Origin of the sequence: Burkholderia sp. AU44665 (genome assembly GCF_030504405.1) — a bacterium.
GTDB lineage: Bacteria > Pseudomonadota > Gammaproteobacteria > Burkholderiales > Burkholderiaceae > Burkholderia > Burkholderia semiarida.
Window position 1 is genome coordinate 631,717 of the sequence record NZ_JAUJRI010000002.1, and the last position, 20,007, is coordinate 651,723.

The 20,007-nt window shown below is 67.1% G+C and carries 19 protein-coding genes; 9 read left to right on the plus strand and 10 right to left on the minus strand.

All coding sequences use genetic code 11. The features are described 5' to 3' along the window. Nucleotides 1-70 precede the first annotated feature (70 nt). A complete protein-coding gene (fur, locus tag QZM15_RS08055; RefSeq protein WP_006400349.1) occupies nt 71-499 on the plus strand; it encodes a ferric iron uptake transcriptional regulator in 429 nt (142 codons plus the stop codon). An 88-nt stretch (nt 500-587) separates the two neighbouring features. Here the strand turns inward: fur and QZM15_RS08060 are convergent, their stop codons facing one another. The 3 genes from QZM15_RS08060 to QZM15_RS08070 form a co-directional block, all read right to left on the minus strand. Continuing rightward, nucleotides 588-1,121: an ureidoglycolate lyase gene (locus QZM15_RS08060; RefSeq protein WP_059581027.1), complete on the minus strand. Its 534-nt coding sequence runs from the start codon at nt 1,119-1,121 to the stop codon at nt 588-590. 14 nt (nt 1,122-1,135) lie between these two features. Further along, nucleotides 1,136-2,143 (minus strand): allantoicase, encoded by a 1,008-nt coding sequence (alc, locus tag QZM15_RS08065; RefSeq protein ID WP_059581025.1) that lies wholly within the window; start codon nt 2,141-2,143, stop codon nt 1,136-1,138. Between the two features lie 130 nt (nt 2,144-2,273). Beyond that, nucleotides 2,274-3,593, minus strand: a complete 1,320-nt coding sequence (locus QZM15_RS08070) for a C4-dicarboxylate transporter DctA (RefSeq protein WP_059581022.1) — start codon at nt 3,591-3,593, stop codon at nt 2,274-2,276. Between the two features lie 210 nt (nt 3,594-3,803). On the opposite strand from QZM15_RS08070, the gene QZM15_RS08075 reads away from it, so the two are divergent. Then, nucleotides 3,804-4,526 carry a FadR/GntR family transcriptional regulator gene (locus QZM15_RS08075; RefSeq protein ID WP_179231710.1) on the plus strand — a complete coding sequence of 241 codons (723 nt, stop codon included), beginning with the start codon at nt 3,804-3,806 and terminating at the stop codon, nt 4,524-4,526. Between the two features lie 240 nt (nt 4,527-4,766). On the opposite strand, the gene QZM15_RS08080 is transcribed toward QZM15_RS08075, so the two are convergent. Further along, a complete protein-coding gene (locus QZM15_RS08080) occupies nt 4,767-5,825 on the minus strand; it encodes an L-idonate 5-dehydrogenase (protein ID WP_302106155.1) in 1,059 nt (352 codons plus the stop codon). Between the two features lie 15 nt (nt 5,826-5,840). Further along, nucleotides 5,841-6,614 (minus strand): SDR family NAD(P)-dependent oxidoreductase, encoded by a 774-nt coding sequence (locus tag QZM15_RS08085; protein WP_302106156.1) that lies wholly within the window; start codon nt 6,612-6,614, stop codon nt 5,841-5,843. A gap of 152 nt (nt 6,615-6,766) precedes the next feature. Between QZM15_RS08085 and QZM15_RS08090 the strand changes: the two genes are divergently transcribed. Then, on the plus strand, nt 6,767-7,633 hold the full coding sequence (locus QZM15_RS08090; RefSeq protein ID WP_302106157.1) for a LysR family transcriptional regulator: 867 nt from the start codon (nt 6,767-6,769) through the stop codon (nt 7,631-7,633). A gap of 181 nt (nt 7,634-7,814) precedes the next feature. Next, nucleotides 7,815-8,504 (plus strand): hypothetical protein, encoded by a 690-nt coding sequence (locus tag QZM15_RS08095; protein ID WP_302106158.1) that lies wholly within the window; start codon nt 7,815-7,817, stop codon nt 8,502-8,504. 245 nt (nt 8,505-8,749) lie between these two features. Here QZM15_RS08095 and gap read toward each other — a convergent pair whose 3' ends face one another. Then, nucleotides 8,750-9,760 carry a type I glyceraldehyde-3-phosphate dehydrogenase gene (gap, locus tag QZM15_RS08100; protein WP_060312631.1) on the minus strand — a complete coding sequence of 337 codons (1,011 nt, stop codon included), beginning with the start codon at nt 9,758-9,760 and terminating at the stop codon, nt 8,750-8,752. Nucleotides 9,761-9,847: 87 nt separating this feature from the next. Beyond that, complete coding sequence (gene tkt, locus QZM15_RS08105; RefSeq protein ID WP_059581007.1) at nt 9,848-11,920, minus strand: transketolase; 2,073 nt, start codon at nt 11,918-11,920, stop codon at nt 9,848-9,850. Nucleotides 11,921-12,137: 217 nt separating this feature from the next. On the opposite strand from tkt, the gene speE reads away from it, so the two are divergent. The 3 genes from speE (at nt 12,138) to QZM15_RS08120 (ending at nt 14,285) form a co-directional block, all read left to right on the plus strand. Next, the gene (gene speE / locus QZM15_RS08110) at nt 12,138-12,995 is read left to right on the plus strand and encodes a polyamine aminopropyltransferase (protein ID WP_104012447.1); all 858 of its coding nucleotides are present in this window, start codon (nt 12,138-12,140) and stop codon (nt 12,993-12,995) included. 88 nt (nt 12,996-13,083) lie between these two features. Continuing rightward, on the plus strand, nt 13,084-13,500 hold the full coding sequence (locus QZM15_RS08115; RefSeq protein ID WP_059581002.1) for a glyoxalase/bleomycin resistance/extradiol dioxygenase family protein: 417 nt from the start codon (nt 13,084-13,086) through the stop codon (nt 13,498-13,500). A 17-nt stretch (nt 13,501-13,517) separates the two neighbouring features. Further along, nucleotides 13,518-14,285: a 16S rRNA (uracil(1498)-N(3))-methyltransferase gene (locus QZM15_RS08120; protein ID WP_302106159.1), complete on the plus strand. Its 768-nt coding sequence runs from the start codon at nt 13,518-13,520 to the stop codon at nt 14,283-14,285. A 307-nt stretch (nt 14,286-14,592) separates the two neighbouring features. Here the strand turns inward: QZM15_RS08120 and QZM15_RS08125 are convergent, their stop codons facing one another. From QZM15_RS08125 to QZM15_RS08135, 3 genes are all read right to left on the minus strand, one after another. Continuing rightward, nucleotides 14,593-15,156, minus strand: a complete 564-nt coding sequence (locus QZM15_RS08125; protein ID WP_059581000.1) for a barstar family protein — start codon at nt 15,154-15,156, stop codon at nt 14,593-14,595. A gap of 16 nt (nt 15,157-15,172) precedes the next feature. Continuing rightward, nucleotides 15,173-15,604 (minus strand): ribonuclease domain-containing protein, encoded by a 432-nt coding sequence (locus QZM15_RS08130; RefSeq protein WP_060312627.1) that lies wholly within the window; start codon nt 15,602-15,604, stop codon nt 15,173-15,175. 375 nt (nt 15,605-15,979) lie between these two features. Next, nucleotides 15,980-18,322, minus strand: coding sequence for an NADP-dependent malic enzyme (locus QZM15_RS08135; RefSeq protein ID WP_367033070.1), 2,343 nt, complete (start codon nt 18,320-18,322; stop codon nt 15,980-15,982). A gap of 134 nt (nt 18,323-18,456) precedes the next feature. Between QZM15_RS08135 and thiL the strand changes: the two genes are divergently transcribed. After that, nucleotides 18,457-19,455 carry a thiamine-phosphate kinase gene (gene thiL / locus QZM15_RS08140; RefSeq protein WP_302106160.1) on the plus strand — a complete coding sequence of 333 codons (999 nt, stop codon included), beginning with the start codon at nt 18,457-18,459 and terminating at the stop codon, nt 19,453-19,455. Then, on the plus strand, nt 19,445-19,990 hold the full coding sequence (locus QZM15_RS08145; RefSeq protein WP_124658329.1) for a phosphatidylglycerophosphatase A: 546 nt from the start codon (nt 19,445-19,447) through the stop codon (nt 19,988-19,990). Before thiL ends, QZM15_RS08145 begins: the two co-directional genes overlap by 11 nt. Nucleotides 19,991-20,007: the final 17 nt, after the last annotated feature.

Genomic DNA, 20,007 nt, shown 5'->3' on the forward strand with positions numbered 1-20,007 from the left:
CGCGTATATCTGGAACGGCGAAAAGCCGGTAACATTGAAGCCCTGCATTGTACTCTAGGGATGCCTAGCCATGACCAATCCGACGGATCTCAAGAATATCGGGCTAAAGGCCACCCTACCGCGCCTCAAGATTCTCGAGATCTTCCAGCAGAGCCCCGTGCGCCACCTGACGGCCGAAGACGTCTACCGCAACCTGCTCAACGAACAGCTCGACATCGGGCTCGCCACCGTCTATCGCGTGCTCACGCAGTTCGAGCAGGCCGGCCTGCTGTCGCGCAGCAACTTCGAATCCGGCAAGGCGGTGTTCGAGCTGAACGAAGGCTCGCACCACGACCACCTCGTGTGCCTCGATTGCGGCCGCGTCGAGGAATTCTTCGACGCCGAGATCGAGAGCCGCCAGCAGGCGATCGCGAAGGAGCGCGGCTTCCGGCTCCAGGAGCACTCGCTCGCGATGTACGGTTCGTGCACGACCGAGAACTGCCCGCACCGCAAGCACTGAATCGCGCCACCCGCGCACGCGGCCCGGCCGGCATCTCGCCGCCCGGGCCGTGTGCTTTTTCGGCGCGCCTGCCGCGCGCCGGGAAGGCTTACGAAAGCCCTTCTACTCCCTCGCAGACCGGCTCGAACGCCAGCGTCCACGCGTGCTCCAGCGGGATCTCGTCGCAGTTCGGCTGCGGCCCGCCGCGATCGACGATCACGAAATCGCTGACCGCGTCGAGCGCGAGCAGCGGATGATGCCAGACGCCCTTCGCATAATTGACGCCCTGCCAGCCCTCGGCCAGGAACGCGCGCATCGCATCGGGCCGGAACTCGCCGGCCGGCGCGACGACGATCGCATAACGCGACACCGCCGCGAGCGGGATGAACGCCTGGCTGCCGTGCGGATGGCGCTCCATCAGCGTGATCGCCACCGGCAGCGCGCGCGGCTGCGCGCGAAACACGCTGACGAGCGGCCGGCCGCCGTCCGCGCACACGTCGATCGTCGCGAGATCGTGAAAGCGCTCGGTCGTGCCGCCGTTGATCGGGAAATGCCGCGCGCCTTCGAGCGCGATCACGTCGCCGAACGGCGCGAACGCTTCGCGGGTCAGGCGCTCGACGCGCAGGATCGGAGTTCCGCTCATGCCGCCCCCCTCCCTCAAGCCGGCTCGCCCCACAGACGCAGGCGCGACACGCCGCCGTCCGGGAAGATGTTGAACCGCACGTGCGTGACGGGGCCGAGCGCCGCGAGCGCGTCGAACGTGTGCACGTGGTCCATCTGCAGCTTCTGCTCGCCGAGCAGTTCGGCCCAGAACATCGCCTGCGTGACGAGCGAATCGTCGGTGCCGCCCGTGACGTGCGCGGCCTGCAGCGAGCAGCGGTCGGGGAAATTGCCCTTGAAGAACGCCGTATCGACCTCGACGCGCCGGATGATGCCCGGCCGCGCGAGCGCGACGATCGCCCAGTCGTTGCCGGGCTCGCGGCGGCGCCGCGTTTCCCAGCCGTCGCCCATGTTCGCGCCGCGCCCCGGCATCAGCATCTGCGAGGCCGGGCCGAAGTGCTGGTTGTTCGCGGCCACGAGATAACCGCCGTTCTCGATCGCCGCGAGATCGACGAGCTCGCCGGCCGGCACGTGGCGCCAGTCGCGCTGCGGCTGGCCGTACACACGCAGCCGCGCAAGCCCGCCGTCCGGGTACAGGTTCACGCGCAGATGCGTGACCGGCCGCGCATCGTCGACGCTCACGTAATGGTGCGAATTGCCCTGCAGCGTCGTCGCGGGCACGATCGTGCGCCATTCGGCGTCGTCGGGCGGCGTGTCGCCGTCCACCGCGCAGGCCTCGATCGACGCGGCCGGCGGAAAGTTGCCGGTGAAGTGGCTCGTATCGAGGTCGACGCCGTAAATCACGCCCGGCCGCGCGAGGCGCACCACGCAAAAGTCATGGCCGGTCGTGCGCTTGCGGCGCGTTTCCCAGCCGTCCATCCACTTGCCGTGGTCGTCGTACTTGCCGGGAATGAACACGGCCGGCTCGGGATTGAGCATGCGCTCCTTGGGCGCGAAGAATTCGTCGCTGGCAAAGAGCGCCTGCGCGCCCAGGCGCGGGTCGGCGAGGTTCATGTAGCGCCGCGTGAAAGCCGGCGCGTTCGGATCGAGGATGGGGGCTGCCATGTCGTCTCCATTGTTTTGAGAAGCGCCGGCGCGTCGGCGCGCCGGTCGCGTGAAGGTCGGTCGCACGGGGTGGCCGGGGGGCCGGCCAAGGGCGCCCGGCCAGGGAAGCCGCGCCGCACGAGCGTCGGGGTCAGAGCGCGTGGGCCTGGTCGCCGGCGACGGGGGCGGCGCTGCCGGGCGCGTCGGCCACGTAGCGCAGTTCGCGATTCAGCACGCGCGTCGCGCGGGCGCGGTCGATGTCGTTCTCCCACACCGCGACCACCACCGTCGCGACGCAGTTGCCGATCAGGTTGGTCAGCGCGCGGGCGATGCCGACGAACCAGTCGACCGGCAGGATCAGCACGAGGCCGAGCACGGGAATCGCGGGAATCGCCGACAGCGTCGCCGCGAGGATCACGATGGCCGAGCCCGGGATGCCGTGCGCGCCCTTCGACGTGACGAGCGACACGAGCAGCACGACGATCAGATCGTGCGTGGACAGCGGCGTGTTGGTGGCCTGCGCGATGAACAGCACGGCGAGCGTCAGGTAGATCGAGAAGCCGTCGAGGTTGAACGAATAGCCGGTCGGGATCACGAGGCCGACGGTCGAATCCTTGATGCCCATGTATTCGAGCTTGCTCATCACCTGCGGCAGCACCGCGTCCGACGACGCCGTGCCGAGCACGATCGACAGTTCCTCGCGCAGGTAGCGGATCAGCTTGAACACGGAGAAACCCGCGAGCCGCATCACGACGCCGAGCACGACGGTGACGAACACGAAGCAGCTCAGGTAGAACACCGCGACCAGATAGCCGAGCTGCTTGAGCGACGCGACGCCGTACTTGCCGGTCGTGAACGCGATCGCGCCGAGCACGCCGAGCGGTGCGAGCTTGATGATGAAGCCGATGATCCGGAAGAACACGTGCGACAGCTCCTCGATCAGCGAATTGACGCGCTGCGCCTTGTCGCCGAGCAGCGACAGCGCGGAGCCGAACAGCACCGCGAACACGAGGATCTGCAGGATGTCGCCCTTCGCGAACGCGTCGATCGCGGTGTCGGGGATGATCTTCATCAGGTAGCCGGCCGTGTCCTTCAGGCTTTCGGCGTTCTTCGCGTACGTCGACAGCGACGCCGCGTCGAGCGAGCGCAGGTCGATGTTCATCCCGACGCCCGGGCGCGTGAACCACGCGAGCACGAGCCCGATGCCGAGCGCGAGCGTCGTCATCACCTCGAAGTAGACGACGGCCTTCAGGCCGACCCGGCCGACCTTCTTCAGGTCGCCCGCGTTGGCCATCCCGCTCACCACGACGCAGAAGACGATCGGGCCGATCACCATCTTGATGAGCTTCAGGAAGCCGTCGCCGAGCGGCCGCAGCGACTCGGCGAAGTGCGGGAAGAACGCGCCGAGCGCGACCCCCAGTATCAAGGCGACGACTACCCGGCCAAACAGCGAATTAAGGAATTTCGACACGGCGCTCTCCCGATCCAACGGTTGCAGTTTCGTCTGTTCATACTGGTAAGACCAGTGATGTTATGGTGGATAGTAGGAAGCCGATATAGTGGCGTCAAGGACGGACAAAATAGGGATTTCCCGCCCCTGCGCGCGCGCTTCCGGGGCCCGAAAGGGGGCGGATCGTGGCTTTCCCGTACGGCCGCGTGCACCGCCTGCGTGCGGATTACAATGCCGGTCAGACCGGCCATCGTTCACATCATGAGAAATGTTCCGCATACCGTGACCGACGCCGCCATCGCGACGATCCGCGACCGGATCGAGGCAGGCGTGTATCCGGTCGGCAGCCTGCTGCCGGCCCAGCGCCAGCTCTCCGAGGAGCTGGAGATCAGCCGCGCGTCGCTACGCGAGGCGCTGTCGACGCTCGAGGCGCTCGGGATGCTGCGCATCCGCGCGGGCAAGGGCGTGTACGTCGAAAGCGCGCAGGCGTCGGCCGCGCATCCGTGGCAATTCGCCGAGCAGTCGTCGCCGCCCGACACCTACCAGATGCGCTATGCGCTCGAAGGCTTCGCCGCGCGGATGGCCGCGCACGTCGTCAGCGACGCAGACATCGCATGGTTCGAGGACAACCTCGCGGACCTGCACGTCGCGCTGACCGACAGCGCGCTCGACGAGGCATCGCGGCTCGACTTCGACTTCCACATGCGGATCATCCATCTGGCCGGCAACGCGGCGATCGAGTCGATCCTGCGCAGCAGCGCGGACATCATGAAGGAAAGCCAGCGCATGCCGTTCTACCGGCGCGAGCTGCTGCTGTCGACGTGGCACGAGCACCGCGCGATCGTCGACGCGCTGATCGCGCGCGACGCGGCCGCCGCCGGCACCGCGATCGAAACGCACATCGCGAACGCCGCTCAGCGCGCGGGCGTCTTCTTCCCGACACCCGGCGCGTAACCCTTCCGCGCCGCCGCGCGGCCGTACCGGTCACCGCTCTGACCGATCGCGATGCGCCAGCATGCGGTCGATGAACGCGCGCGCCGCGACGCTGCGGCACGCGGCGGGTCACGCAGTGATGCGGCGGGCCGGCAATCCGGCAGTCCGTTTCCACCGCACGACAAAAAGGCACGCACCGCGCATCGCGGGCGTGCCTTTTTGCCAAGGGCGCTGCTGCCGTCGCGCGCTAACGCTGCCCCGTCACGCGGCCTCGTTCGCGAAATCGATCAGCACCTTCATCGCGCGCTGCCGGTCGCCTGCCAGTTCGAACGCGCGGTTCGCGTCGCGCATCGGAAACACGCGCGTGACGGCCGGCCGCAGGTCGACGCGCCCGGCGTTGATCAGCTGCACCGCGAGCGCGAACTCCGCGTGGAAGCGGAACGAGCCGCAGATCGACAGTTCCTTCGCGACCACGACGTTCTGCGGCAGGCTCACGTCGCCGCCGAGCCCGAGCTGCACGACGACGCCGCGCGGCCGCATCACGTCCAGCCCGTCGCGCAGCGCGCGCGCATTGCCCGAACACTCGATCATCACGTCGAACGTGCCCTTGTCGGCGCTGTAGCGCTCGACCCAGCCGGCATCGGCGGCCGCGTTGATCGTGCGGTCCGCGCCGAGCGCGCTCGCCACCGCGAGCGGCGCGTCGACGACATCGGTCGCGACGATCTCCGCGGCGCCGTGCACGCGCGCGGCCGCGACCGCCAGCACGCCGATCGGCCCGCAACCCGACACGAGCACGCGCTTGCCGATCAGCGGGCCCGCGCGCGACACCGCATGCAGCCCGACCGCGAACGGTTCGGCGAGCGCCGCGAGCGACAGCGGCACGTGATCGGCGACCTTCACGCACTGCACCGCGTCGCACACGAGCGCATTGCGGAACGCACCCTGCACGTGCGGCATCCGCATCGCGCTGCCGTAGAAGCGCATGTCGAGACACTGGTTCGGCAGCCCTTCGAGACAGTAGCGGCAGGCGCCGCACGGCCGGCTCGGGTTGACCGCGACGCGATCGCCGACTTTCACCGACGTCACGTCCGGAGCCACCTCCGCGACGGTGCCGGCGACCTCGTGGCCGAGCACCATCGGCTGCTGCAACCGGATCGCGCCGAAGCCGCCATGTCGGAAGTAATGCAGGTCGGAGCCGCAGATGCCGCCCATCGCGACGTCGACGCGCACCTGGCCCGGGCCGATCTCGCCGGCATCCTGCTCCTCGACCCGCAGGTCGTTCGGCCCATGGATCACGACACACATGCAACGCATACGCATGACACGCTCTCCTCGTTAGACGGCGCTGGTCAGGCCGCCGTCGACGAACAACGTCTGGCCGTTCACGAAATCGGACGCGGCCGACGCGAGGAAGATCGCCGCGCCGCACAGCTCGTCGACCTGCCCCCAGCGGCCGGCCGGCGTGCGCTTGCACAGCCAGTCGGAAAACGCCGCGTCGTCGACCAGCGCGCGATTCAGCTCGGTTTCGAAATAGCCGGGCGCGAGGCCGTTCGCCTGGATGCCGTGGCGCGCCCAGTCGGCGCACATTCCTTTGGTCAGCATTCGCACCGCGCCCTTGGTCGCCGCATACGGCGCGATCGTCGGCCGCGCAAGCTCGCTCTGCACCGAGCAGATGTTGATGATCTTGCCGCGACCGCGCGCGATCATGTGCCGCGCGACCGCCTGCGCGACGTTGAACACGCCGTCGAGATTCACGCGCATCAGCGCATGCCAGTCGTCCGGGTCGAATGCGTCGAGCGGCGCACGGCGCTGGATGCCCGCGTTGTTCACGAGGATGTCGATCGCGCCGACGCGCGCCTCGAAGTCGTCGATCGCCGCGCGTACCTGCGCGTGCTCGGCCACGTCGAACACCGCATGGTCGGCCGCGACGCCTTCGTCGCGGAACTGGCGCGCGAGCGTCGCCGCCTTCTCTTCATTGCGATCGTTGATGACGATCGCCGCGCCGGCTTCCGCGAGCCCGCGGGCGAGCGTCAGCCCGATCCCGCGGCCGGAACCGGTAATCAGCGCGCGGCGGCCGTCGAGGCGGAACCGGTCAAGCGCGTTAGCCATGGATGTCTCCTCGTGCCGGTCGAGCCGGCTGCCCATCGCGGCCGGTCTCGCATCGACGGTATCTTCGGCCGCCGGCCGGGTCCGCGCCAATGGTCTTTTTTGATCCGGTTATCATGAAAACTGATTACCGCCTTCTCGTACCCGCCGCCCCAATGGAACTCAAGCAATTGCGCGCCTTCGTCACGCTCGCGGAAGAGCTGCATTTCGGGCGCGCCGCGCAGCGCCTGTGCATCGTGCAGCCCGCGCTGAGCATGCAGATCAAGGCGCTCGAGGCGGAGCTCGGCGCGCGCCTGTTCGAGCGCGACCGGCACAAGGTCGAATTGAGCGACACCGGGCGCGTGTTCCTGCCCGAAGCGCGGGCGACGCTGCAGCAGGCCGCGCGCGCGGAACAGATCGCGCGGCGGTCGAGCCGCGGCGAAATCGGCACGCTGCGGATCGCGTTCGTGTCGTCGGTATTGCCGGCACTGTTGCCGGCCGTGCTGCGCACGATGCGCGAGCGCTATCCGTTGATCGCGCTCGAGCTGAAGGACATGCCGACGCCCGACCAGATCGCCGCGCTGCGCGAGCGCCGGATCGATTTCGGGATGATCCGGCTGCCGGCCGCCTACGCGGGCATCGACACGCGCGTGGTGCTCGAGGAAGGGTTCGTCGTCGCGCTGCCGCTGGACCATCCGCTGGCCGCGCACGACGCGATTTCACCGGCCGCGCTGCGCGGCGAGCCAACGTTCGTGCTCGCGCGCCGCTACGCGCCCGGCTTTCACGACGACATGCTGCTCGCGCTGAGCCGCGCGGGCACGACGCTCGAGATCGCGCAGGAGTTCGGCGAATTCACGACGATGCTCGCGCTCGTCGCGGCCGGGATGGGGATCGGGCTGATCCCGGCGCAAGCCGCGAGCGCGCTGCCGCCGAACGTGCTCGCGCGGCCGCTCGACCTGGCCGGTCACCGCAGCGGCATCGGGCTCGCGTGGACGGATCTCGACAGCCCGCTCAAGCGCGCGTTCGTCGATGCGATCGGGTAGGTGACGGCGGATTCTCGGCCAGAAAAAGAGCGTGCTCAAATTTCCGTAGATGTCGCGCACCGATGCACGTCAATCGTCCAAGTAAGCACAAGTGTCGCCTACGCACGAAAACGGCCACGGTGCATATGAACTTCATTCGGTATCGGTACGGCGATCTCACTCGAAAAAGCATAGGTCTAACATGGCAACCAACGAAAACATCAGAGAGCGAAATTTTTACTCAGGTTCCGAATCCCAGTTACCGTATTTAGTTAAACAGTACAGTACGTTCCAACTTCCTCATCCCCCTAGCATCCCTGGCTTAATCAACGGCGTGCTGGTTGCAGTCGAAATCGAGAATCGCCTCCGACATCTGGCCATGTTAGTTGACGCGGCAACCGATGCCTATCAAGCCAAGGAAATATTCAAATACTTTTTCACGGTCGAAGCGGTGCTCCTGTCCATGCGCCGAGTAATCGACGATCTTGTGATGTCGCTTTACTGCAGATCCCGATCAGAAGAAATAGCGAGAACTCGGCGCATTGAGGTTGACGGATATGGGATGCTATTTCGTTCCGGCAGGCCGACCGCGTTTGGCGCTGAAATTATCCGTGAGTACATTCGACCGAATGAAGAAATCGCCGAGATCCTCATAGAGTTATCGAATTCGTATAAGCACAGCTATCTACTGCCCGAAGCACGCGCATGGGGCGCCGACGTTCCGACAGTACTTGCTATCCATGCCCATCGAAACGACTATTCAAAGTCCATAACCATTCACAATCACAGCTTGGGGCAACTGGTAATTGGTTTCAATTCACTAATTCAACGAATCGTACAAAACTCGCGCAAGCATAACGTCTCGGAAAATGGAGACAAGGACGCTATCTAACGCTTAGCTGTCAACCGATGCCGATGATTATCGGCAGACCTACGCCCCGTTTCTGTCCGCCGGTCACCTTGGCGTCAAATGTTCGTTCTTCTAGGCGACCACCATCAATTTTTGACCGAACGCGGACGACCAGCCCCATGCTCTCCGAGAGGTTACGCCGGGCAATAAAAAACCCGGCCGGGAAACCCCGGGCCGGGTTCGTTCGCCACGCCGGCCGCCTTGCGGCGGCCGCGCAACGTGCTGGATTACTTCGCGTTCGCGAATGCGATTGCCGTATCGAGCATGCGGTTCGAGAAACCCCACTCGTTGTCGTACCAGCTCGACACCTTCACGAGACGGCCCGACACCTTGGTCAGCGTCGCGTCGAACGTCGACGAAGCCGGGTTGTGGTTGAAGTCGATCGACACCAGCGGTGCGTCGTTGTAGCCGAGGATGCCCTTCAGCGCGCCTTCCGATGCTTCCTTCATGATCGCGTTGACTTCCTCGACCGTCGTGTCGCGCTTCGCGATGAACGACAGGTCGACGATCGACACATTGATCGTCGGGACGCGGATCGCGTAGCCGTCGAGCTTGCCGTTCAGTTCCGGCAGCACGAGGCCGACGGCCGATGCGGCACCCGTCTTCGTCGGGATCTGGCTGTGCGTGGCCGAACGCGCGCGGCGCAGGTCTTCGTGATAGACGTCCGTCAGCACCTGGTCGTTCGTGTACGCGTGGATCGTCGTCATCAGGCCGGTTTCGAGGCCGATCTTGTCGTTCAGCGGCTTGACGAGCGGCGCGAGGCAGTTCGTCGTGCACGATGCGTTCGAGATGACCGTGTGCTCGGCCTTCAGCACGTCGTGGTTCACGCCGTAGACGATCGTCGCGTCGACGTCCTTGCCGCCCGGCGCCGAGATGATCACCTTCTTCGCGCCGCCCTTCAGGTGCGCGCTCGCCTTTTCCTTCGTCGTGAAGAAGCCCGTGCATTCCATCACGACGTCGACGCCCAGCTCGCCCCACGGCAGTTCGGCCGGGTTGCGGTTCGCGAGCACGCGGATCTTGTCGCCGTTCACGACGAGGTAGTCGCCGTCGACCGACACGTCGCCCGGGAACTTGCCGTGCGCGGTGTCGTACTGGGTCAGGTGCGCGTTGGTCTTCGCATCGCCCAGGTCGTTGATCGCGACGATCTCGAGATCGTGCTTCTTGCCGTTTTCATAGAACGCGCGCAGCGTGTTGCGGCCGATACGGCCGTAGCCGTTGATTGCGACGCGAATCGTCATGGTCTATCTCCTGATGGCTGAAAAAATTCGTTTCGTGCAGCTTCACGGTGCGACGCGCGCAACGGGTGGCGCGCGTCGCGTATGCTTTCAGGCCAGCACGGCCTTCACGGTCTCGACGACGTGCTCGACGGTGAAACCGAAGTACTTGAACAGCACGCCGGCCGGCGCCGATTCGCCGAACGTGTCGATCCCGACGACGCCGCCCTCGAGGCCGACGTACTTGTGCCAGAAGCTCGTCACGCCCGCTTCGATCGCGACGCGGCGCACGCCGTGCGGCAGCACGCGTTCGCGGTATTCGGCGTCCTGGCGATCGAACACGTTGGTCGACGGCATCGACACGACGCGGGCCGCGATGCCCTGTTGCGCGAGCGGCTCGACGGCCTTCATCGCGAGTTCGACTTCCGAGCCCGTCGCGATCAGGATGATCTTGCGCGCGACGATTTCCTCGTCCCAGTCCTTCAGCACGTAGCCGCCCTTCTCGATGTTCGCGATCTGCGCATCGGTACGCGGGTTGAACGCGAGGTTCTGACGGCTGAAGATCAGGCTCGACGGACGATCGGCGGCGACCGCGTGGGTCCACGCGACGGCCGTCTCGACCGTGTCGGCCGGACGCCAGACGTCGTGGTTCGGGATCAGGCGCAGGCTCGACACGTGCTCGATCGACTGGTGCGTCGGGCCGTCTTCGCCGAGGCCGATCGAATCGTGCGTGAACACGAAGATCGACGGCACCTTCATCAGCGCGGCCACGCGCAGCGCGTTGCGGCTGTAGTCGGAGAACGTCAGGAACGTGCCGCCGAACGGCTTGTGGCCGCCGTGCAGCGCGAGGCCGTTGATCGCGGCGCTCATGCCGAATTCGCGCACGCCGTAGTTGATGTGGTTGCCGAGCAGCACGCCCGCGCCTTCCGGATTCGCGCGCACCGCCTTCGACGCCTTCCAGTTGGTCAGGTTCGAGCCGGTCAGATCGGCCGAGCCGCCGAGCAGCTCGGGCAGCGCGGCGGCGAGGCCTTCGATCGCCTGCTGCGACGCCTTGCGGGTCGCGACCGTCTCGGCGCGCTCGTTCGCGCCGGCGATGATCGCCGCGGCCTTCTCGGCCCAGTCGGCCGGCAGCTTGTTCGCCATCCGGCGCTCGAATTCGGCCGCTTCCGCCGGGAACTTCGCGCGATAGGCCGCGAACGTCGCGTCCCATTCGGACTCGGCGCGCTTGCCGGCTTCCTTCGCGTCCCAGGCCGCATAGACTTCCTGAGGAATCACGAACGGCTCCCACTTCCAGCCGAGCGCTTCGCGCGTCTTCGCGATTTCTTCTGCGCCGAGCGCCGCGCCGTGCACGTCGTGGCCGCCGGCCTTGGTCGCCGCGCCCTTGCCGATCACCGTCTTGCAGCAGATCAGCGTCGGTTTGTCCGACAGCTTCGCCTTCGCGATGGCCGCGTCGACCGCGTCGACGTCGTGGCCGTTCACGTTCGGGATCACGTTCCAGCCGTACGCTTCGAAGCGCTTCGGCGTGTCGTCGTGGAACCAGTTCACGACGTCGCCGTCGATCGAGATGCCGTTGTCGTCGTACAGCGCGATCAGCTTGTTCAGCTTCAGCGTGCCCGCGAGCGAGCAGGCTTCGTGCGAGATGCCTTCCATCAGGCAGCCGTCGCCGAGGAACACGTACGTGTGGTGATCGACGATCTTCGCGCCGTCACGGTTGAACTCGTCGGCCATCAGCGCTTCGCCGAGCGCCATGCCGACCGCGTTCGCGAGACCCTGGCCGAGCGGGCCGGTGGTCGTCTCGACGCCCGGCGTGATCCCGTATTCCGGGTGGCCCGGCGTCTTCGAGTGCAGTTGGCGGAAGTTCTTCAGCTCTTCGATCGGCAGGTCGTAGCCGGTCAGGTGCAGCAGCGAGTACAGCAGCATCGAGCCATGGCCGTTCGACAGCACGAAACGGTCGCGGTCGGCCCAGTGCGGGTTCGCCGGGTTGTGCTTCAGATGGCGCGACCAGAGCGCGACGCCGATTTCGGCCATGCCCATCGGCATGCCCGGGTGGCCGGAGTTCGCTTGCTGGACGGCGTCCATCGCGAGCGCACGGATCGCGTTGGCCATCAAGGTGGTGGAGGCGGGAGACGAAGTCGTCATGTCGAGTCCGGAGAACGAGTCGAGGAAACGGGGGCACGGCGGCATCCGGAAGCTCGAGCGTCAATCGTTCCCGGCGCGCGGTGCGGCGCCTGACGGACGCGAAGCGGACGGAGCCAACGGACGGGGCTGCAAAGCTCGTCATTTTAACAGATGGGCCGGCATTTCCCTTGTCGGCGCGTCGTGTTCCGGCACGGTTTTCCGCCAAACCGCCCGCCTCCTATAATTCAGGCGTCGGAACTGCCCGCCTCCCGCGGCCCCACCCGTGAGCACGACCCTTCTCTTCCATCCCACGCCCAACGCCGCCTACGGCTTCCCGAACGCGCGCCGGCTCGCGCACGTGGCGTCGCCGCACCAGCGCATCGAAGTGTGGGAAACGCCGCAGCTCGGCCGCCTGTTCACGCTGGACGGCCGGCCGATGACGTCGGTCGGCGACGAGTACGTGTATCACGAGTGCATGACGCACCCGGCCGCGCTCGCGCATCCGGCGCCGAAGAAGGCGCTCGTGCTCGGCGGCGGCGACGGCGGCGCGGCGCGCCAGTTGCTCAAGCACGCGTGCATCGAACGGATCGTGATCGCCGAGCTCGACCACGAGGTGGTCGGGATGGCGCGCCGCTATCTCGACGACGTGCACCAGGGCGCGCTCGACGACCCGCGCGTCGAGGTCGTGATCGGCGACGCCGCGCACTTCGTCGATGCGACGGTCGAACATTTCGATCTCGTCGTGTTCGACCTCACGCCGCCCGATTCGCCGGCGGCCGGCCTCTATACGCGTGCGTTCTACGCGCGGCTCAAGCGAATCCTCACGCGCTGCGGCGCGATCTCGATGCATCTCGGCTCGCCGGTGTTCCATGCCGCGCGCATCGCCGCGCTGCTCGACGATCTGCGCGCGAGCTTCGCGGTCGTCGACCCACTGTCGGCGCACGTGCCGCTGTACGGCTCGCAGTGGCTGATGGCGATCGCGAGCGACACGCTCGATGCGGCCGCGCTGTTCGCGCACGACGTGGACGAACGGCTCGCGGCCCGCCGCGTCGACGGCTTGCGCTACTACGATGCGCGGCTGCATGCGTCCCTCTTTGCCCTGCCGCGCGCGCTGCGCGATACACTGGGCGTTCGCCGCTGAACCTCGGCATGCCGCGCAACGTTCCGTCGTTCCAGCATGAGACCGGCGCAGGCGCCGCGGCGCCGATACCGTGCAACAGGAGATTTTCATGACCGATCCACGTCCGGCCAACGTGCCTTGGTTGACGCCCTACCTGACCGTGCGCAACGCGCGCGCGGCCATCGAGTTCTTCCAGGCCGCATTCGGCTTCACGGTACGCGACGTGCACGACGAGGACGGCGCGATCATGCACGTCGAGATGGCCTATCGCGGCCAGTTGATCGTGATGTTCGCGCCCGAGGGCGCGTTCGGCTCGCCCGCGCTCACGCCGAAGCGCGCGAACGCCACCGCGCCGCAATCGTTCTATCTGTATGTCGACGACGTCGACGCCACCTGGCAGCGCGCGCTCGACGCGGGCGCGAAATCGCTGAGCGCGCCGCAGGATCAGTTCTGGGGCGACCGGTTCGCGCAGATCGAGGATCTCGACGGCTACCGCTGGGCGCTCGGGTGCCGTCTCGACGCATGACCGAAACCGCCACACGCATGAATGAAGCCACCACCACCGCGGCCGTGCCGCGCTTTTTCGTCGACGCCGCGCCGCGCGCCGATGCCCCGCTCGCATTGCCGGCCGACGTCGCGCGCCACGTGCACGTGCTGCGCCTGCAGCCCGGCGACGCGCTCGCGCTGTTCGACGGCACGGGCGGCCAGTACCGCGCGCGGCTCGTCGAGGTCGACAAGCGCGGTGCGCTCGTGCAGGTCGATACGTTCGAGCCCGCCGAGGCCGAGCCGCCGTATCGCGTGACGCTCGCGCAGGGCATCGCCGGCGGCGACAAGATGGACTGGGTGATCGAGAAAGCCGTCGAGCTCGGCGTCGCGGCGGTCGTGCCGCTGTCGACCGCGCGCGGCGTCGTGAAGCTCGCCGGCGAACGGGCGGACAAGCGCGTCGCGCACTGGCGCGGCGTCGTGCGCGCGTCGTGCGAACAGTGCGGACGCAACCGCGTGCCCGACGTCGCGCCGGTGGCCGGCTTCCACGCATGGCTCGACGCGCTGCCGGCCGCGCCGGCCGACGGCGAACTGCGGCTGCTGCTGTCGCCGCGCGCGAGCATCCCGTTCGCGTCGCTGCCCGACGCGCCGCCCGCGGGCGCCGCCACGCTGCTGATCGGGCCCGAAGGCGGGCTGTCGCCCGACGAGGAAAATGCGGCCCGCGCACGCGGGTTCACCGCGTTGTCGCTCGGGCCGCGCGTGCTGCGTACCGAGACGGCCGGCGCGGCCGTGCTCGCGGCGCTGGCGGCACGCTGGGGCGGGTGGTGATCGGCGACCGCGAGCGATTCGCTCCGGCTCGACTTCAACGCGCGGATCGTCTCGGGTTCATTCCGCGGCGATGCATTGCGTTGTCGTGTACGAGACGATCCGTGCAAGCGCATGCTCGTCGCCGGCATCGCTGCAATGACGTGAAGTACGCCCATCGGGCGTACGGCGCACTCGCCGATTCAGTCGCCAGATGCACAAAAACCCGCGCAATGGCGGGTTTTCGAGACGCTGCGCACCTGATTCCGGTGCCGGCGGCGAACAACGACCGGAAGCTGCGACAACGCGGCGTGCCGGCCCGCCGACGCGCTTACGCGAACGAGTAGAACACGCGGAACGCGACCTTGCGCTCGGCCCAGAATTCGGCCGCCTCGCGGAACACGTCGAGCAGCGTTTCGCGCCCTTCCTTGTCGAATTTCTGCGCGATCGGCAACCCTTCGAGGACGATCACGAAACCAGGCTGCGCGCCGGCTTTGGCGACGAGATCGGTGAGGCAATCGTACAGCGCGTCGTAGTTCTTCCCGAAATGCTTAGGAAACAGGAACGAGGTCGCGATCGTTTCCATCACTTCCTGCTTCGACTGCGCGGCGCCGCAATACGCATACAGGAAATGCTGGCCGAGCCGACCGGCTTCGTCGGCGAGATCCTGCACGCGGAACGCGCGGATCGACTGCACGAGATTGGGTCGCACGGTCGTGAAAAGGCTCATAGGCTCCTCGTTCGATGAAAGCCCGGGCTCGGCTTCCTGTTGCTCCGGCGTGCCGCCGGCCTGCGCCGCCGCGTGCAGCTGAATCACACGCTGAAACAGATTGCCGTCGCCGGCCGCGAACAGATCCGCCGCCGCCGTATCGTGCGCGTAGATGGAGTCGCTCATGCCATTCGTCCCGAAGTCATTCAACAATACGTTTAAAACTGTTGTAGTGGTCGCCCGTGTAATAACAGTTGTCGATCCGGCGCAACGGCCCGCCACAGACGATCCGGCGCGCGCCGCGATTGCGCGCACGCGGCGTCGGCACCGTGTACTCATGGTAGTAGCCGCGCTTCGCCTTCGGCAGGATCCGCTCGCGGTTGCCGAACACGACGCCGTCTTTCTCGTACGGATAGGGGCCGCCGGCGCTGATCAGGCCCAGCGTGGTCACGGCCTCGCGCGGAAGACTGGCAGTCGGGATCGTATCGAGCCCGCTGGCGGCCACGTCGGCCGGAACGGCCTCCCGTGCGTAAGCGGCGGAAACCAGACTGCCCGTCGGCGTGCCGACGATACCCATCGCGAACATCGCGAAGACGGACGCGAGCGCGCCGTTGCGGAGCCACTTGCGTGCCATGAACCAGGGTTCCCGCTGTTAAATCAAGTAGTTGACGACCAACAAAGGCGTTAGCGTAGCGTTATTGGCCGCGCGAATCAATGTCCGTTTGGGAATCGAAAGCCACGCGACGCCCCGAATTCCGCATTTTTTACCGAAATTGCACTACATTTATCTTACATAGGATAAAATGCGTGCGGCATCTTTCGTATGGCAAGACCTGCCTCCTTGCCACACTCGCTACCCGGAGTGGAAAGATGCTGCTGTTGCTTATGGGAAGCGCGGTTGCGCCCTGCCCGCGGCGTGCCCCTTGCGGGCACGCCTCTTTTTGCCTTTGTTTACAATTTCGCCCGGCGCGCGGCCCCGGTTCGACCGGCGCCGCGCGTTCGTGTCGGCTCAGCGCGCGGCGTTGACGTCGGCCACCAGCAGCGCCGCCATGTTGACGATGCGACGAACGGTCGCCGATTCGGTCAGCACGTGCACCGGCTGCGCGGCGCCCAGCAGGATCGGCCCGATCGCGATGTTGTTGCCGGCGGCCGTCTTCAGCAGGTTGTACGCGATGTTCGCGGCGTCGATGTTCGGCAGGATCAGCAGGTTCGCTTCGCCTTCCAGCGTCGATTCCGGCAGGATCTCCTTGCGCAGCGCCGCGTCGAGCGCGACGTCGCCGTGCATTTCGCCGTCCACCTTCAGCTCCGGCGCGGTTTCCTGCAGGATCGCGAGCGTATCGCGCATCTTCTTCGCCGAAGGTGCGTTGCTCGTGCCGAAATTCGAGTGCGACACCAGCGCGACCTTCGGTTCGATGCCGAAGCGGCGCACTTCTTCGGCGGCCATGATCGTGATCTCGGCCAGCTCCTCCGGGGTCGGATCGACGTTCACGTGCGTATCGACGAGGAAAATCTGGCGGCCCGGCAGCACGAGGCCGTTCATCGCCGCGTACACGCTGCAGCCCGGGCGCTTGCCGATCACCTGGTCGATGAAGTGCAGGTGGCGGTGCGTGGTGCTGATCGTGCCGCAGATCATCCCGTCCGCTTCGCCCTTCTTCACCAGCATCGAGCCGATCAGCGTCGTCCGACGGCGCATTTCGACACGCGCGAGCTGCTCGCTGATGCCCTTGCGCGCCATCATCTTGTAGTACGTCTGCCAGAAGTCGCGGTAGCGCTCGTCGTGCTCGGTGTTGACGACCGTGAAATCGGTGCCCGGCGTCAGGCGCAGGCCGTAGCGCTGGATACGGTGCTCGATCACCGACGGGCGGCCGATCAGGATCGGCTTCGCGAGTTTTTCGTCGACGATGATCTGAACGGCGCGCAACACGCGCTCTTCCTCGCCTTCCGCGAACACCACGCGCTTCTTCTCTTCCGGCGCGGCGCGCGCGATCTGGAAGATCGGCTTCATCGTCGTGCCGCTGTGGTACACGAACTGCTGCAGGTGCTGCTTGTACGCGTCCATGTCCTCGATCGGGCGCGTCGCGACGCCGCCGTCCATCGCGGCCTGCGCGACGGCCGGTGCGATCTTCACGATCAGGCGCGGATCGAACGGCTTCGGAATCAGGTATTCGGGCCCGAACGACAGATCCTGGATGCCGTACGCGGTCGCGACGATGTCGCTCTGCTCGTGCTGCGCGAGCTCGGCGATCGCGTTCACGGCGGCGATCTCCATTTCGCGCGTGATCGTCGTCGCGCCGACGTCGAGCGCGCCGCGGAAGATGAACGGGAAGCACAGGACGTTGTTGACCTGGTTCGGGTAATCGGTGCGGCCGGTGGCCAGCACGGCGTCCGGGCGCACCTCGAGCGCGAGTTCCGGCAGGATTTCCGGCGTCGGGTTCGCGAGCGCGAGGATCAGCGGGCGCTCGGCCATGCCCTTCACCATCTCCTGCTTCAGCACGCCGGCGGCCGACAGGCCGAGGAAGATGTCCGCGCCGTCGATCACCTCGGCGAGCGTGCGGGCGTCGGTTTCGCGCGCGAAACGCTCCTTGTCCGGATCCATCAGCTCGGTGCGGCCCTTGTAGACCACGCCGGCCAGGTCGGTCACCGTGATGTTCTCGAGCGGCAGCCCGATGTCGACCAGCAGGTCCAGGCACGCGAGCGCGGCCGCGCCCGCGCCGGACGCGACGAGCTTGACCTTCTTGATGTCCTTGTTGACGACCTTCAGGCCGTTCGTGACGGCCGCGGCCACGACGATCGCGGTGCCGTGCTGGTCGTCGTGGAACACCGGAATCTTCATCCGCTTGCGCGCTTCGCGCTCGACGATGAAGCAGTCCGGCGCCTTGATGTCCTCGAGGTTGATCCCGCCGAAGGTCGGCTCCAGCGCGGCGATCACGTCGACGAGCTTGTGCGGGTCCGACTCGTTCAGCTCGATGTCGAACACGTCGATGCCCGCGAACTTCTTGAACAGCACGGCCTTGCCTTCCATCACCGGCTTCGACGCGAGCGGGCCGATGTTGCCGAGACCGAGCACCGCCGTGCCGTTCGTGACGACGCCGACCAGGTTGCTGCGCGCGGTGAAGCGCGCGGCGTTCAGCGGATTCTCGACGATCTCCTCGCACGCGTACGCCACGCCCGGCGAATACGCGAGCGCGAGGTCGCGCTGGTTGATCATCTGCTTGGTCGGAGCGATCGCGATTTTGCCGGGGGTCGGAAATTCGTGATAGTCGAGCGCGGCTTCGCGGAGCTTGGCTTTGGAGGAGGCTTGGGTAGACATGTGTCTCGTGACGGGCGGATTAGAATAACTGTTCGACGGCATTGTAGCGCCAATCACCGGCCGCCAGACCGGCGATTCGGGTGCGACAGTCGCGACAAAAATGAACTGGATGGTACAGGCGCGCCGCTGCCCGCCTCGTACAATGCCGTTCCTTCAACCGTTTCGGACCGCCCGCCGTGCCAGCCGCCCTCTCCGAGTTTTCGCTGATCGAACGCTTCTTCACGCGCCGCGCCGCCCGGGGCGCCCGCGCGTCGACGCTCGGCATCGGCGACGATTGCGCACTGATTGCGCCCCGATCCGGGAAATTGCTGGCCATTTCGACGGACATGCTGGTGGAAGGCCGCCACTTCTTTCCCGATGTGGCGCCCGACGCGCTCGGCCACAAGACGCTCGCGGTCAATTTGTCGGATCTCGCGGCGATGGGCGCCGAGCCGCGCGCGTTCACGCTCGCGTGCGCGCTGCCGCGCGCCGACGCGGCGTGGCTCGAAGCGTTCAGCAACGGGCTGTTCGCGCTGGCCGACCGATACGGCTGCGAGCTGATCGGCGGCGACACGACGAGCGGGCCACTGAACCTGTGCGTGACCGTGTTCGGCGAAGTCGCGCCCGGCGCGGCGCTGCGGCGCGATGCCGCGCGCGACGGCGACGACGTATGGGTGTCCGGCACGCTCGGCGATGCGCGCGCGGGGCTCGGCGTCGCCCGCGGCGAATGGACGGCGGGCGCGGATGAAGCCGCCGCGTTCCGGCGCGCGCTCGAGCGGCCCGAACCGCGCGTCGCGCTCGGCCTGGCGCTCGCGGGCGTCGCGCACGCGGCGCTCGACCTGTCGGACGGCCTCGCCGGCGATCTCCAGCACATCCTGACGCGCTCGAACGTGCGCGCCGAGATCGACGCCGACGCGGTGCCGCGCTCGGCCGCGCTCGCGACGCTGCCGGCCGACGTGCAGCGCCGCTGCACGCTGGCGGGCGGCGACGATTACGAACTGTGCTTCACGGCGCCCGTCGCGGCCCGCGCGGCGGTCGAAGCGGCCGGCGCCGCGGCCGGCGTGCCGGTCACGCGAATCGGTACAATACGCGCGTTGTCCGCGCCTTCGGCGCAGCCCGCCATCGCGTGGCGCGACGCCGCCGGCGCGCCCCTCGCTCTCACGTTGCACGGCTTCGACCACTTCCATGCAGACTGATCCGACGCCCGCACACGCCGCGGCCGAGTCCGGCGCCGCGCGGCCCGCGCCGACACGCGTGACGGCCCGCTTCATGCTGTCGCACCCCGCGCATATCGTGTCGCTCGGCTTCGGCAGCGGGCTCGCGCCGATCATGCCCGGCACGTTCGGCTCGCTGTTCGGCTGGCTCACGTTCGTCGTGCTCAATCGCTACCTGACGGTGCCCGAATGGTGGGCGCTGATCGCCGTCGGCTTCGCGGCCGGCACGTGGATCACCGGTTTCACCGCCAAGCGGGCCGGCGTGTCCGATCCGGGCGCCGTCGTCTGGGACGAGATCGTCGCGATCTGGCTCGTGATGCTGTTCGTCACGCCCGCGACCTTCGTCGGCCAGCTATGGGCGTTCGTCGCGTTCCGCTTCTTCGACATGCTCAAGCCGCCGCCGATCCGCTACTTCGACCGCCGCCTGAAAGGCGGGCTCGGCATCATGGTCGACGACCTCGTCGCCGCGTTCATGACGCTGCTCGTGATCGCGCTGTGGCGCTCCGTCGCCGGCTGACCGATTTCCCGACTCCC